The 15075-nt window shown below is 72.4% G+C and carries 10 protein-coding genes and 1 other RNA gene; 9 read left to right on the forward strand and 2 right to left on the reverse strand.

The genetic code is table 11. The annotated features are described in order from the left end of the window. Positions 1-113 precede the first annotated feature (113 nt). The gene (locus tag ACMTAK_RS30545) at positions 114-4526 is read right to left on the reverse strand and encodes an FHA domain-containing protein (protein ID WP_413809150.1); all 4413 of its coding nucleotides are present in this window, start codon (positions 4524-4526) and stop codon (positions 114-116) included. Positions 4527-5091: 565 nt separating this feature from the next. On the opposite strand from ACMTAK_RS30545, the gene ACMTAK_RS30550 reads away from it, so the two are divergent. The 4 genes from ACMTAK_RS30550 (at position 5092) to ACMTAK_RS30565 (ending at position 10489) form a co-directional block, all read left to right on the forward strand. Then, a complete protein-coding gene (locus tag ACMTAK_RS30550; RefSeq protein ID WP_413809151.1) occupies positions 5092-6834 on the forward strand; it encodes a serine/threonine-protein kinase in 1743 nt (580 codons plus the stop codon). 202 nt (positions 6835-7036) lie between these two features. Next, complete coding sequence (locus ACMTAK_RS30555; protein ID WP_413809152.1) at positions 7037-8377, forward strand: serine/threonine-protein kinase; 1341 nt, start codon at positions 7037-7039, stop codon at positions 8375-8377. Positions 8378-8417: 40 nt separating this feature from the next. Further along, positions 8418-9530, forward strand: a complete 1113-nt coding sequence (gene prfB / locus ACMTAK_RS30560; RefSeq protein ID WP_413809153.1) for a peptide chain release factor 2 — start codon at positions 8418-8420, stop codon at positions 9528-9530. A 293-nt stretch (positions 9531-9823) separates the two neighbouring features. Beyond that, complete coding sequence (locus tag ACMTAK_RS30565) at positions 9824-10489, forward strand: hypothetical protein (RefSeq protein ID WP_413809154.1); 666 nt, start codon at positions 9824-9826, stop codon at positions 10487-10489. 125 nt (positions 10490-10614) lie between these two features. Here the strand turns inward: ACMTAK_RS30565 and ACMTAK_RS30570 are convergent, their stop codons facing one another. Then, entirely contained in the window at positions 10615-10809 is a 195-nt protein-coding gene (locus ACMTAK_RS30570; protein ID WP_020870883.1) for a hypothetical protein, read from the reverse strand. A gap of 330 nt (positions 10810-11139) precedes the next feature. On the opposite strand from ACMTAK_RS30570, the gene ftsE reads away from it, so the two are divergent. The 5 genes from ftsE to ssrA all read left to right on the forward strand — a co-directional run bounded on the left by ftsE (position 11140) and on the right by ssrA (position 15042). Continuing rightward, a complete protein-coding gene (gene ftsE / locus ACMTAK_RS30575) occupies positions 11140-11829 on the forward strand; it encodes a cell division ATP-binding protein FtsE (protein ID WP_009717451.1) in 690 nt (229 codons plus the stop codon). A 9-nt stretch (positions 11830-11838) separates the two neighbouring features. After that, complete coding sequence (gene ftsX / locus ACMTAK_RS30580; RefSeq protein ID WP_262706203.1) at positions 11839-12750, forward strand: permease-like cell division protein FtsX; 912 nt, start codon at positions 11839-11841, stop codon at positions 12748-12750. 68 nt (positions 12751-12818) lie between these two features. Beyond that, complete coding sequence (locus ACMTAK_RS30585) at positions 12819-14030, forward strand: S41 family peptidase (RefSeq protein WP_413809155.1); 1212 nt, start codon at positions 12819-12821, stop codon at positions 14028-14030. A gap of 18 nt (positions 14031-14048) precedes the next feature. Beyond that, positions 14049-14528, forward strand: coding sequence for an SsrA-binding protein SmpB (gene smpB, locus ACMTAK_RS30590; protein WP_413809156.1), 480 nt, complete (start codon positions 14049-14051; stop codon positions 14526-14528). Positions 14529-14671: 143 nt separating this feature from the next. Continuing rightward, positions 14672-15042, forward strand: a transfer-messenger RNA (tmRNA) gene (gene ssrA, locus ACMTAK_RS30595). Positions 15043-15075: the final 33 nt, after the last annotated feature.

Here is a 15075-nt window from a genome sequence, read left to right on the forward strand (position 1 = left end):
GAAAACTCGGCCAGGGGTGACGGGAGCGGTCGGGAACGGTCGGGAACGGGCGCGAAACGGGCGGGAATCGGACAGGTATCGGGCGGGGTGTGGGCGTCGGCTAGCGGGGCCGGTCAGATCAGCGCGGGTGCGGTGGGGGCGTCCGCCGACTGCGCGGCGCGCTGTAGCGCACTGGCGAGAAGTGCCAGGTCGGTGGGGCCGTTCCCGAGTTCGCGCAGCGGCCGGCGGGCGGGCGGATCGCCCATCCGCCGCCACTCCAGCGGTACGACGGTGGGCCGCTGGGTCGCGGTGCGCGGTATCCGTCCGGTCACCCGGCCCGCCTGAAACGGCGTTCCGGCGGCGTCGTACGGGCGGAACAGCCGTCCACGGCCCGGTGCCGGGTCGCCGCCCGGGGCGGCTGCGGCGGCCGGGGTGGATGTGACCGAGCGTGTCGATCCGGCGAGGAATGTATCGGGCGTTTCGGGCTCGCCGGGGTGCGTGGGGTGGGTGGCGTGTGCGGGTCCGGCTGGGTGTGCGGGGCCGTTTGTGTGTGCGGGGCCGTTTGTGTGTGTGGGCGTCGCGGTGTTCAGCGGGCGCGCGTCCAGGGCGATCCGCAGTGCGGCCCGCTCGACGGCCGCCGTGTCCGCCGTACGGTCCGGACGGCCGGACGCCACGACCAGATGCACCCCGAGACGGGCGCCGTCACGGGCGATCGCCTCCAGCGCGCGGACGACCGAACCGGACGCCGGACGGCCGGGACTGCCGAGGGCCGGGGCCACCAGCGCGTCGAAGTCATCGACGATCACGACGAGACGGGGGAGGAGCGAGCGAGGACGGGCGGGCGCCGCGCTCGCGGTGCGCTGGGCGCGCAGATTGAGCGTGTGGAGGGTGTCGCTGGGTGGAGGGTCGATATCGCCGGGCGGGCGAGGCGCGACGACGCGGGGCGCACCGGCCGTGCGGGCGGCACCGGGTGTACCGGCCGCACTGGCCGTACCGGACGTACGCGGCGTTCCGTGCGAACCGGTGCCGGGCGCGCCGGATGCACCGGCTGCGCCGGTTGTACCGGTGGCACCGGCTGAACGGGCCGCACCGGGCGTACCGGGCGTACCGGGCGAACGCGGCGTTCCGTGCGAACCGGTGCCGGGCGCGCCGGACGCACCGGCTGCGCCGGTTGTACCGGTGGCACCGGCTGAACGGGCCGCACCGGACATACCGGGCCCACCGGGCGCACCGGACGCACCGGACGAAGCGGCGCCGGGTGCGCTGGGCGCACTGGACGTACCGGCCGCACGGGGCACGCCGATCCCACCCGGGGCCCCTTGCGAACTGGCGCCGGGTGCACCGGATGCACCGGATGCACGGCGTGTACCAGGCCCACCAGCCGTACCCGGCGCGCCAGGGCCGGACGCGCCCATGGTGCCACCCGAGGTGCTGCCCGAGCCGGTGGCGCGGTCGCCGTCGCCGCCGCTCTCATCCTCGCCGGGGTGGTGGGGCCGGGCGTGCCAATCCGTGAAGTCCCGCCGGCCCAGCAGTTCGGCGCGGCGCTTGAGCTCCGAGCTGAGCGCCTGCGCGAACTCCCGCATCCTCACCGGGTCGGTGGCCGACAGATGCGTCGAGACATGCGGCAAATCCGTGCACACCCGCAGCCCCTCGCCCGCTCCGGCGCCGGACCCGGACCCGGCGCCGGACCCGGCGCCATCGACCAGGATCAGCTCGAGCCGGTCCGGACGTTCGGCGGCCGCGAGCGAGGCGGCGAACGAGCGCAGCAGCTCCGTCTTTCCGGTGCCCGCCGCGCCGTCGATCACTGCGTGCGGACCCTCCTCGGCGGCCAGATCGACCGCGAGCGGGCCGCGGGGACCGGCGCCGAGGACGGCCAGCGCCCGGCCGCCCGCCGGGACCTCGTCCGCCGCGGCCGCCCAACGGGCCAGCAGGGACGCGGGCGTGGCCCGCGCGAGCCCCAACTCGTCCAGCAGCCGTGCCGAGTCCGGCAGTGGGACGGTCGGCGGGCCGTCGGAGCCGTCGAACGCGCCGTCGTGTGCGGAGGCGGCCGGGCGCAGGGGCGCGAGCGCCCGCGCGAACCGCTCGGCCCACGCCGCCGACACCGCGTCCACGGTGACGGTCGTGGTGGCGCCGGTCGCGCCGGTCGTGCCCGTGATCCCGTTGACCCCACTCGTACCGGGCGCGGTCCCGTCCCCGTGGACGATCTGGAGCCCCGTGGCCACGTCACCGCTCAGCACGGCCGCCACCCCGCACGCCGCGAAGGCGGCGGACGCGGAGCGCGCGGCCTCATAGCTCATGGGCAGCGGGGAGGTGGGCGACGCGGCGGGCGCCTCGGCCAGACAGAGCAGATGGATTCCGGCCGCGGAACCGCTCACCGCCAGCCGGGCGAGGGTGTCGTGCAGCGCGCCCGGACCGGGGGCGCCGTCCACGACCACAACGGTGTACGGCCCGAAGTGGCGTGCGGCCACAGACCGCGCGGCGGCCGGGGATGCGCTCGCCCAGCCCGGACCCAGCGGCCCGTCCTCCAGCCGTCGGGTCAGCTCCTCCGTACGGGCCGCGGCCTGCTCCACGTCGTACGCGAGCAGCAGCCGGCAGTCCTGCCCGCGCAACGGCTGGACCTGCGGCAGCCAGCCGAGCCACGACCACTCCGCGAGCCGCTCCTCCCCGCTGATCAGCACGATCTCCAGCGCGGCCGGTGAGTGCAGGGCCGCCAGCTGTGCCACGACGGACCGGGCGAGCCCCGCCACCCGCGTCCGCGGGCCCGCGAGCCCCAGCGAACCGCACTGCCGCAGATCGACGGTCACGGGCGCGGCGGGCAGCAGCCCGCCGCCGGCCGTCAGCTGGTCGGCCGAGCCGAGCCGTACGGTGAGCGCGTCCGGATGCCCAGGGGCGCGCTCCCAGAGGCGCGAGCCCGGCCCCAGCGCCGTCATCAGCATGGTGGCCGGATCCGGCCACCGCCGCTGCAACGCCTCCGCCTCCGCGGCCGCCCGCGCCGCCGCGTCCTGGTCCTCCCGCACCCCGCCCCGCTCGGCCGCCTTCCCCCCGGCCAACTGCCGCACCCAGGCCCCTATCCCCCGCCGCCGAGCCTGCGCCCCGGGCGCATCCAGCGCATAGCCCGCGCCATGCGTCTGCTCCCTGGCGTCCGGCTGACTACTGGAGTAGGGGGCGCGCTGCTCGGGAGCGGCGGACGGGCTGCCGTACGGCGTCCCGCCGTGGCCCGCGTCGGCGGAGGGCCCCTGCGGGCCCTTCTGGCCGCGTCCTCGGCCGTACGGCTGACCGCCGCCGCCCGCGCCGGGTCGGCCCTGGTCGGCTCGCGCGGGCTGCCCTGATGGGGCGTGCCCTGCGGCTCCGGCCCCGGGGGCGCGCCCACTGCGTCGGGTGCGGGCGGTGGACGGGTCCTCGTACGGCCGGTCGCCGGGGGACGAGGGGGCCTGCGGGCCCCCGCCGCGCCCGGCCGCGTCGCCGCGCGGCCCGGGGGCCGCACCCGCATGGGGTCCCCAGCTGTCGTCGTCCCGGTGGCCGTAGGAGCTCGGCCCGCCGGGGGTTCCGGTGCCCGCGTCGCCGCGGGGCCCGGTGGCCGTGCCCCAGCCGTCGGCATCCCCGTGGGCGCCGGCCCTCTCGTGGGCTGCGTGAGACTCGTCACCGGGTTGGCCCACCCTCGTCCAGCCCGTGCCGGGGCGGCGGGTGGGAGGGGTCCAGGGTCCCTGGGTGGTGTGGGTGGGGGCGGCCGGTTGGGGGGCGCCGGTCCAGGGAGCCTTGGTGTGGGTGGGGTGGTCACCGGCGGGGGTGACCCGGAGGTGGCCCTCGCCGTCCGCCTGGACGGGGAGGCGGGTGGGGGCCGAGGGCATCGCCGGTGCCGTGGAGGGGACGCGCAGCCGCAGGGCGGACTCGCCGATCCGCAGCAGCGCTCCGGGCTCCAGGGGCACCGGCTGGGGGCCCACGGGGACGCCGTCGGCGGCGGTGCCGTTGGTCGAGCCCAGGTCGGCGATGGTCACCCGGCCGTCCTCGGCCACCGTGACCGCGCAGTGCAGCCGGGAGACATCGGGGTCGTCCAGGGGGACGTCCGCGTCGGCGGAGCGGCCGATGCGGACCTGGCCGCCGTGCAGCAGATGGACGCCGCCCGCGTCGGGCCCCGCGACCACGTCCAGGTGGACCGTGGCGTCGGCGACGGCGGTCTCGGGCAGGCCGGGGTAGCCGGGGTAGTGGTCGGAGTCGGGGTCGGCGGGGCCGTGCAGGGAGAGCACCGCGCCGTCCACCAGCGGCGGCTCGCCGAGCGCACAGCGCTGCGGGTCCAGCCGCTCGCCCCCCGCGTACAGCACCACCGCGCCGCCGCTTCCACCGCCGGCGCCCCCCGCCTCGTGCCCGGCCGCGGCGACCGCGTCGGCCAGTCCACTGGCCACCGCGGCGAGGGCGGTGCCGACGGGCGCGGTGACCAGGACGTCCACCGCGCCCACGAGGGCGTGCGGCCCGGACGCGGGCGCAGGATGGTGGCCGGAACGGCCCGGGTGGGCGCTGCGCGGCCCGAGGACGGTCAGCCGAATCTGCATCGCCGTCAACGGTCCCTTCTGTCCGGGGGGCCGGGCAGGGGTGCCGACCCCCACCACCGCCCCCAGGCCCTTCGGCACGTACAGGTCCGTACGGGGTCGTACGGGTCACGGAGCGTGAGCCTCCCGGCGCTCGGCGCTTCCGTGCTGCCTGCATCCTCGCACCTGCCACCGACACTTCGCCCGCCGCCCGGCGCTACATGATCTTGATTGGTCGGCTAGTCGGCCGAAACTGGCTGATTGCGACCGGAACGGCCGCCCTTGGGCCGTCCTTGAGGCGGCGGAAGCCGCCCGGCCGCGCCCCTCCGCGCCCGATCGCGCCCGTTTGAGCGTCGATTGAGCGGTCAACGAGCGACCCGGACCACCGTTGGCAACCATCCGACCGGATCACACGTCTTCCCCCGCGCCGGACCCTCGTGTGGTGATCGGATAGGGCGCACCGTGCGTCGCCATTACAGTGGGGCGGACGAGCACGACAAGACGAGCACCAGAGCAGACCCACCCAGCAGATCACCCAGCAGACCATCGCAGTCCACCGATGTAAGACCACGATCAGGGAGCGCATGACGTGCGGCCGGTAGGCAGCAAATACCTGCTCGAGGAGCCGCTCGGGCGCGGAGCCACGGGCACCGTCTGGCGAGCCAGCCAGCGGGAGACGGCGGGGGCCGAGGCGGCCGTGGCCGGGCAGCCCGGCGAGACCGTCGCGATCAAGGTCCTCAAGGAGGAGCTCGCGAACGACGCGGATATCGTCATGCGCTTTCTCCGCGAGCGCTCGGTGCTGCTCAGGCTCACCCACCCCAATATCGTCCGCACCCGCGACCTGGTGGTCGAGGGTGATCTGCTGGCCCTGGTCATGGATCTGATCGACGGCCCGGATCTGCACAACTACCTGCGCAGCAACGGCCCGTTCACCCCCGTGGCCGCCTCCCTCCTCACCGCCCAGATCGCCGACGCGCTCGCCGCCAGCCACGCCGACGGCGTGGTGCACCGGGACCTGAAGCCCGCCAACGTGCTGCTCGCGGGCACCGGCGAGGGCCAGGAGATGCACCCGATGCTGACCGACTTCGGCATCGCGCGCCTCGCCGACTCGCCCGGCCTCACCCGCACCCAGGAGTTCGTCGGCACCCCCGCCTATGTGGCGCCGGAGTCCGCCGAGGGCCGTCCGCAGACCTCCGCCGTGGACATCTATGGCGCGGGCATCATGCTCTACGAGCTGGTCACCGGCCGTCCGCCATTCGCCGGCAACACCGCGCTCGAGGTGCTCCACCGCCACCTCAGCGAGGAGCCGCGCCGCCCGTCGACCGTGCCCGAGCCGCTGTGGACCGTCATAGAGCGCTGTCTGCGCAAGCGGCCCGAGGAGCGTCCGAGTGCCGAGAGCCTGGCCCGGGCGCTGCGCGTGGTCGCCGCCGGTGTCGGCGTCCATGCCTCGGCCGCGCAGGCCGAGGCGGCGCTCGGGGTGGCCGCGCTGCTCGCCCCGGACCCGGCGCCCGCCCCGGTCCCGGACACCGCGCCCGCGGGCTCGGCCGACCCGACTCAGGCGCTCCCCACGAACGCCCCGGGCGGCACCCCCTCGTACGACCCCGCCGCGCCCACCAATGTGATGCCCACCACAGGCGCGAACGCCGGGGCCAACGCCGACCCCACCCAGGTGCTGCCGAGCGGTTCCGGACCGGCCGGGGGCGCCGATCCGACGCGCGCCATGCCGCCCGTACCGCCCGGTGGGCCCGGCCAGGACGATCCGCACCCCTGGCAGAACCAGCTGCGCGCGGCCCGCGACCGCAATGAGCAGACGCAGGTCCAGTACCTCGACCCGAGCGAGGACCCGCTGCGCCGCCGCCCCCACCGCGCCGCGCCACAGCAGCAGTACCAGCAGCAGCAATACCAGCAGCAGTACCAGCAGCCACAGCAGCCCCAGCAGCCACAGCAGCCGCCCCAGCGCCGGCGGGGCCGCCAGCAGCCGCCGCCGTACGCCCAGCAGCAGCCGCAGCAGTACGCCCCGGCGCCGCACCACCCCCAGCAGCCCCAGCCGCAGCGCTACGCCCCGCCGCCGCAGCAGCCGGAGCCGCGCCGCGAGCCCCGGCAGCGGAGCTCCAACCCCAACCGGATGAAGATCCCGGGCCTGGGGTGCCTCAAGGGCTGTCTGTTCGTGATCGTGGTCCTGATCATCGGCTCCTGGCTGGTCTGGGAGCTGAGCCCGCTCAAGGACTGGATCGCCGACGGCAAGGGCTACTGGGACGCGGTCTCGGGCTGGGCCAAGGACATCGGCAACTGGATCGAGGACCTCGGCGGCCCCAGCGGCCCCGGCGGCTGATCGGCCCCCTCGGGGCCCCAGCAGCCGATCCGTCCCCATACCTCCGCCTCCGCACCTCCCACTGCGGTGATTTGTCGACATCCGAAGGGTGTTTTCCGCCGCAGAAGTGACAGTTGGCGTTGTCTGGTGCACCCAACGCGCCAGTAGCCGCGTAGCTTTGTCGCCAACGTGCCCCCCTTGTTCGTGAGGATTCGGAGCAGTCTTGTCACGGAAGATCGGCAGTCGGTACACCGCGCATCAGCTCCTGGGGCGCGGCAGCGCCGGCGCGGTGTGGCTGGGCGACGGGCCCGAGGGACCCGTCGCCATCAAGCTCCTGCGTGAGGACCTCTCCTCCGACCAGGAGCTCGTGGAGCGCTTCGTCCAGGAGCGCACCGCACTGCTCGGCCTTGACCACCCCCGGGTGGTCGGGGTGCGCGACCTGGTGGTCGACGGCAATGACCTCGCGCTGGTCATGGACCTGATCCGGGGTACGGATCTGCGTACCCGCCTCGACCGCGAGCGCAGGCTCGCCCCCGAGGCCGCCGTCGCGATCGCGGCGGACGTCGCCGACGCGCTGGCCGCCGCGCACGCCGCCGGGGTCGTCCACCGCGACGTCAAGCCGGAGAACGTGCTGCTGGACATGCGGGGGCCGCTCGGCCCCGGCGGTGCGCACCCCGCCCTGCTCACCGACTTCGGCATCGCCCGGCTGGTCGACGAGCCGACCCCGATCCGTGCCCAGCCCGCCCGCGACCGGGCGTCCTCCCAGGGCCGCTCGCCCAACCCGCGCAGCGTGATCGGCACCCCGGACTATCTCGCCCCCGAGATCGTCGAGGGGCTGCCGCCCCGGGCCAGTGTGGATGTCTACGCCCTGGCGACGGTCCTGTACGAGATGCTGGCGGGCTTCACGCCCTTCGGCGGCGGCCATCCGGGCGCGATCCTGCGCCGCCATGTGACCGAGACCGTGGCGCCGCTGCCCGGGATCCCCGACGAGCTGTGGCAACTGCTCCTCCAGTGCCTGGCCAAGGCGCCCGCCTCCCGGCTGCGCGCCTCCGAGCTGGCGGCCCGGCTGCGCGAGCTGCTGCCCGGCCTGGCCGGATATCCGCCGCTGGACATCGACGAGCCCGATGAGCAACAGGAGGGCGGTGAGCGGGAGGGCGCGGAGGCCGAGACTCCGCGCCGCGGCGTCTCCGTCCCCGCCGCCGGGCCCGCGCCGGGTACGCCCCCGCGGCGGCGTGGCGCGGTGCCGCTGGTCCCGGGCGCCGTGCCGGACTCCAGCCGCGAGACCCACACCAGCATGCGGGTGCCCAGCGCGGACGAACTCGCGGGCGGCGCCCACGGCACCGCGCGCGCCCCCCGGGTACACGGCCAGCGCCGGGCGGGCTCGGCCCGCAACCCCGCGGTCGCGGGCGCGCTGCGCCGCCGCCGGCTGAAGGTGGCCGCGGTCACCCTGGCCGCGCTGGTCGCGGTGGGGCTCGGCGGATGGCTGGCGGCGAGCGGCGACGACGGCGGCGATCCGCCCAAGGGCGGCGAGCACTCCGCCTCCCAGGACCCCGGTACGCCATGACCGGGGACGGCCAGTCTTCCGTAGCGGTTACGCTGGTCCCGTGGCAGTCGTCGATGTATCCGAAGAGCTGAAGTCCCTCTCCTCGACCATGGGGTCGATCGAGGCCGTCCTGGACCTCGACAAGATGAGGGCCGACATCGCCGTGCTCGAGGAGCAGGCGGCGGCCCCGTCCCTGTGGGACGACCCGGAGAACGCGCAGAAGGTCACCAGCAAGCTCTCCTATCTCCAGGGGCAGCTGCGGCGGGCCGAGGAGCTGCGCGGCCGGATCGACGATCTCGAGGTGCTGTTCGAGCTCGCCGCCGACGAGGGCGACGACGACGCGCGTGCCGAGGCCGAGGCCGAGCTGGAGGCCGTGCGCAAGGCCGTCGACGAGATGGAGGTGCGCACCCTCCTGTCCGGCGAGTACGACTCCCGTGAGGCGGTCGTGAACATCCGCGCCGAGGCGGGCGGGGTGGACGCCGCCGACTTCGCCGAGCAGCTCCAGCGGATGTATCTGCGCTGGGCCGAGCGCCACGGCTACAAGACCGAGATCTATGAGACGTCGTACGCGGAGGAGGCGGGCATCAAGTCCACCACCTTCGCCGTGCAGATCCCGTACGCCTACGGGACGCTCTCGGTCGAGCAGGGCACCCACCGCCTGGTGCGGATCTCGCCGTTCGACAACCAGGGCCGCCGCCAGACCTCCTTCGCGGGTGTCGAGGTGCTGCCGGTCGTCGAGCAGACCGACCACATCGAGATCGACGAGTCCGAGCTGCGCGTGGATGTCTACCGCTCCTCCGGCCCCGGCGGCCAGGGTGTCAACACCACCGACTCCGCGGTGCGGTTGACCCACATCCCCACCGGCATCGTCGTCTCGTGTCAGAACGAGCGCTCGCAGATCCAGAACAAGGCCACCGCGATGAACGTCCTCCAGGCCAAGCTGCTCGAGCGGCGCCGCCAGGAGGAGCAGGCCAAGATGGACGCGCTCAAGGGCGACGGCGGCAATTCCTGGGGCAACCAGATGCGTTCGTACGTCCTGCACCCGTACCAGATGGTCAAGGATCTGCGCACCGAATTCGAGGTCGGCAATCCGCAGGCCGTGCTCGACGGTGAGCTGGACGGCTTCCTCGAAGCGGGGATCCGTTGGCGCAAGCAGCAGGAGCAGGGGAAGTAACCTTCCCGCTCGTCGCCCCAACGGGACGCGTGCGCCGCGTTTTTGGTCACAGTCCTGTACCCATGCATGCGGCAAGCGCTTCCATAGCGGACATCTCGCCTGCAATGGCCTTGACGGTGGTTTGAAAACTGGGAAGGCTGACGCGCGGCATGCGTATGACTGGGGCGCGTGTTGCACGGGGGCCGGCGGACCGCCTCACATGGACAGCGGCCCGCGGAGACTGAGAACCCCGAGCCGTTGCCCCGTGCATAGCTGCTCCATTGACGAGTACAGCTACTGGGGGTAGCAGGCAGATGACGAAGAAGACGCGGCTGCGCGTGGCGCGAATAGCGGCCGGCGCGGTGATCGCCGCCGGCGCGTCGCTCACCGCCGCCGGCGCCGCATCGGCCGTCGGTGTTGATGTCGGTATCGGTGGCGTGAACGTTTCCGCGAACGCGGACGAGAAGGGCCTGGACGTCGGCGTCGGCATCGGCAAGGACGACCCGACTGACGAGCCGACGGACGACCCGACCTCGATCCCGACGGAGCCGACGGACGAGCCGACGGTCCCGCCCACGGACGACCCGACTCAGCCGCCGACGGACGAGCCCACTCAGCCGCCCACGGACGAGCCGACCGAGCCGCCGACCGGCGAGCCGACGGATGAGCCGACCGGGCAGCCGACCGACGAGCCCACCGACGGCCCGACCGCCCAGCCGAGCACGCCCGGCCAGGGTGGCGGCGGCGGTGGCGACGACAGCACCTGCACGGTCGACCTCGACAGCACCAACTGCGATGACAACACCGGCACCGACAATGTCGGCTCCAAGCCGGTGGAGCAGGGCAAGGCCAAGGAGCAGCTGGCCGAGACCGGTGCCTCCGAGACCACGTTCCTGCTGGTCGGCGCCGCGACGATGATCGCCGGTGGTATCGGCTTCCGCTTTGTGCCGCGTCTGGTGAACCGCAACAACGTGGCCTGATCGCGCGCGCCTCACGCACGGTAAGGGGCCCGGAACGCTGCAGCGCTCCGGGCCCCTTGTGCGTTTATCGGGCCCCTGGTGCGTTCAGGGGCGCCATATCCGGCGTATCGCCTCGTAGCGCTCCGTTATGCCGTCGCCATCTCATGCGCGAGCACGGCCACCGCGATGAGCGCCACCAGCAGCGCTATCAGCGCGGCCGGGGTCAGCCCGCCGAACATGCCCTCCTGCTGGAGGCGCTCCCTGCTGGCCCGGCAGACCGGGCAGCGGCCCTCGCTGACGGGGCTCGCGCAGTTGGCGCAGACGAGCCTGTCGTACGTCATGCGCTTTCTCCTCCCGCGCGGCGGTGCCGCAGTAGACACGGGGCCAACGCTCAGGGAAATGGGTTGGTTCCCCTTCCACTGTGCCAGCTTCCGTCCGGTTCGGCGCGCCCCGCACGATTCCGTGCCGCATCCGTACCGGTTTCGTGGCCGTTTCAGCCGCCCCGACAGGCGGCTTGTCAACCGTTTGACCCCAATAGTGCAGTGAAGAAACCCACCCACGCCGGACGGCGGACTGCGCGCCCATGCGCGCTTCGCGTATGGTCACGCTCACCGACGGGAGCCGCTTCGGCTGCAGCCCGTACCGCTACCCAGGTCGACCGTGGTGCATCAGTGATCCGATTCGACAACGTATCCAAGACTTACCCCAAGCAGACCCGTCCCGCACTCCGGGATGTCTCGCTCGAGATCGAGAAGGGCGAGTTCGTCTTCCTGGTGGGCTCCTCGGGGTCGGGAAAATCCACTTTCCTCCGGCTGCTGCTCCGCGAGGAGCGCGCCAGCCATGGCGCGGTCCATGTGCTTGGCAAGGATCTTGCGCGGCTGTCCAACTGGAAGGTGCCGCAGATGCGCCGCCAGTTGGGGACCGTCTTCCAGGATTTCCGGCTGCTCCCCAACAAGACGGTCGGAGAGAATGTCGCCTTCGCGCTCGAGGTGATCGGCAAGCCGCGTGGCGCCATTCGGAAAACCGTTCCCGAGGTGCTCGATCTGGTGGGGCTGGGCGGTAAGGACGACCGTATGCCCGGCGAGCTCTCCGGTGGTGAACAGCAGCGGGTGGCCATCGCCCGCGCGTTCGTCAACCGTCCGATGCTGCTGATCGCCGACGAGCCGACGGGAAACCTGGACCCCCAGACCTCCGTCGGCATCATGAAGCTGCTGGACCGGATCAACCGGACCGGCACCACGGTCGTCATGGCCACGCACGACCAGCAGATCGTGGACCAGATGCGCAAGCGCGTGATCGAACTTGAGAAGGGCCGCCTCGTCCGCGACCAGTCCCGCGGCGTCTACGGCTACCAGCACTGAAAGGACGCCATGCGCGCCCAGTTCGTCCTGTCGGAGATCGGCGTCGGTCTCCGCCGCAATCTCACGATGACCTTCGCGGTCATCGTCTCCGTGGCCCTCTCGCTCGCCCTGTTCGGCGGGTCCCTGCTCATGCGCGAGCAGGTGAGCACGATGAAGGGCTACTGGTACGACAAGGTCAACGTCTCGATCTTCCTGTGCAACAAGAACGACAAGGAGACCGCGGCCAACTGCGCCAAGGGCGCGGTCACCGAGGCGCAGAAGCAGGAGATCAGCTCCGAGCTCAAGCGGATGAACATCGTTGAGTCGGTGCAGTTCGAGACCAGTGAGGAGGCGTACAAGCACTACAAGGAGCAGTTCGGTGACTCGCCGCTGGCCTCTTCACTGACCCCGGACCAGATGCAGGAGTCCTTCCGCATCAAGCTGAAGGACCCCGAGCGCTTCGACGTCATCTCCACCGCCTTCGCCGCCCGCCCCGGAGTGCAGGAGGTCCAGGACCAGAAGAGACTGGTCGGCGACCTGTTCAATCTGCTCAACGGCATGAACTTCGCGGCACTCGGCGTGATGACGCTGATGCTGATCGTCGCACTGATGCTGATCGTCAACACGGTGCGGGTGTCGGCGTTCAGCCGCCGCCGGGAGACGGGGATCATGCGGCTGGTCGGCGCGTCCAGCTTCTATATCCAGATGCCGTTCATCATGGAGGCCGCCATCGCGGGGCTGCTGGGCGCGGGCTTCGCCTGTGTACTGCTGGTGAGCGGGCAGTACTTCCTGGTCAACAACTGGCTGGTGGACAAGATCGATGTGATCAACTTCATCGGCTGGGACGCGGTGCTGGCGAAGCTGCCACTGGTGCTCGCGATTGGCCTGCTCATGCCCGCTCTCGCGGCGTTCTTCGCGCTCCGCAAGTACCTCAAGGTGTGACATTCGCCTAGGGCGCCGTACCGGATAACCCCCGGTACGGCGCCTGTTGGTGCCCTACACTCACCGGCATGTCGGGCCCGTGTTTGTTCGTCCATCCCCGCCGCATTCGCCGCGGGGCCGCCCTGACATTGGTCTTCGCCGGCGTGCTCGCCACCGGGGCGGCCGTTGGTTCCTGGGGCGCCGAGCCCGGATCGCGCCAGGACCCGGAAGCCGCCCGGATACCGGCCCGCGCGTATGTCGGCGCGGTCGAGAGCGACCAGGTCAAGGCGGCCGCGGCCCAGGCCCAGGAGGACGGGAAGTCCGGTTCCAAGGCCGCCCGTGAGGTGGTGAGCCGCAGCGGAGACCGGTGGGGCGCGGTCTACAGCGCCCGTGAGTACGAGGGCTACCGCCAGACCCTGGACGGCGCCTACGTCGGCGTCGGGATCTCCGCCCGCCGGGACGCCCAGGGGCGGATCGCGGTGGAGCGCGTCGAGCCCGGCAGCCCCGCCCAGAAGGCCGGGGTCCGGGCCGGTGACCGACTGCGCACGGTCAATCACAGAACCGTGACCGGGCGGCCCGTCACCGAGGTCGTCGCCCTGCTGCGCGGCCCCACCGACGGCTCCCCGGGCACCCGGGTGGAGCTCGGGCTGCGGCGCGGCGGCCATGAATGGACCCAGGAACTCCGCCGGACCCGGCTGACCACGGACCCGGTGACCGTCGACCGGCTCAGCGGCTACGACGACCACAGACCCGGCGCCGTCCGGATCAAGGTCGACTCGTTCACCAAGGGCACCGGCGAGCGGATCCGGCGCGCGGTGCGCTCCATCCACCGGGGCGACGGCGTCCTGCTCGACCTGCGGGGCAACTCCGGCGGGCTGGTCTCCGAAGCCGTCACCGCCGCCTCCTCCTTCCTCGACGGCGGCCTGGTCGCCACCTATGACGTCCGCGGTGACCAGCGAGTTCTCGACGCGCGACCGGGCGGCGACATCGACAGCCCGCTGGTGGTGCTGGTCGACGGCGGCACCATGAGCGCCGCCGAACTGCTCACCGGCGCCCTCCAGGACCGCGGCCGCGCCGTGGTCGTGGGCTCCCGGACCTTCGGCAAGGGCTCGGTCCAGATGCCGAGCGAACTCCCCGACGGCTCGGTCGCCGAGCTCACCGTCGGCCACTACCGGACCCCCGCCGGGCGTAACGTCGACGGCGAGGGCATCGACCCGGACCTGACGGTCAAGGGCGACGACGGCCCCTCGGCGGAGGCACGGGCGCGCACGGTATTGAGTGGCCTCGGGGGCGGGTCCTAGTGCGAGAATGGCCTGACCATGGCTAAAGAGACGGGTCGCAAGCTGATCGCGCAGAACAAGAAGGCGCGGCACGACTATCACATCCTGGACACCTACGAGTGCGGTCTGGTGCTGACCGGAACCGAGGTGAAGTCGCTGCGCCAGGGGCGGGCCTCGCTCGTGGACGGCTTCGCCCAGCTCGACCGCGGCGAGGCATGGCTGCACAACGTGCACATCCCCGAGTACAGCCAGGGCACCTGGACCAACCACTCGGCGCGCCGCCGGCGCAAGCTGCTGCTGCACCGGGCGGAGATCGACAAGCTGACCGGCAAGACCCAGGAGACCGGCCACACCCTGGTGCCGCTGGCCCTGTACTTCAAGGACGGCCGGGCCAAGGTCGAGGTCGCGCTGGCCAAGGGCAAGAAGGAGTACGACAAGCGCCAGACCCTCCGCGAGAAGCAGGACCGCCGCGAGACCGATCGGGCGATCTCGGCGGCCCGCCGCCGCCAGCGCGCCTGAGCTCCCGCCGCCCCAGGGCGCGCCCGGCGTCCGTCCGGTCCGTGCTGACGAGCGGGAATGATGTGGCCTTGTCGCGCGTTGTTCACCTATGATGGCTCTACGCCCCACCGAGGGCGTGGCACCACCTATTGAAAACACCACATGGGGATGATCGGTTTCGACAGCGGCTGTCGAAGCAGGGGAAGCGAGCCGAGGAAGCGGCAATGATCTCGTAAACCATATGTCGCAACCAATAATCGCCAACACCAAGCGCGATTCCTTCGCCCTCGCTGCCTAAGTAGCGACTTTGCGAAGTGTCAGCCCGGGGCTGTTCCCGACCCGGATCCTGGCATCGACTAGGGAACTAAACCACTAGACCCGGTCACGGGGTGTAGTGGGAAATCAAACAGTGACTGAGCCCGTCGGAGACTTGTCCGCGTGATCTCCGGGGCCGAGAAAAGCACAGCGGACTGCGCTCGGAGAAGCCCTGATTCCGCACCGTTGGACGCGGGTTCGATTCCCGCCATCTCCACTCATCCCATGTACGACGAAGGGCCCCGCCACCACG

Origin of the sequence: Streptomyces lacaronensis (assembly GCF_047337785.1) — a bacterium.
Lineage (GTDB): Bacteria > Actinomycetota > Actinomycetes > Streptomycetales > Streptomycetaceae > Streptomyces > Streptomyces lycopersici.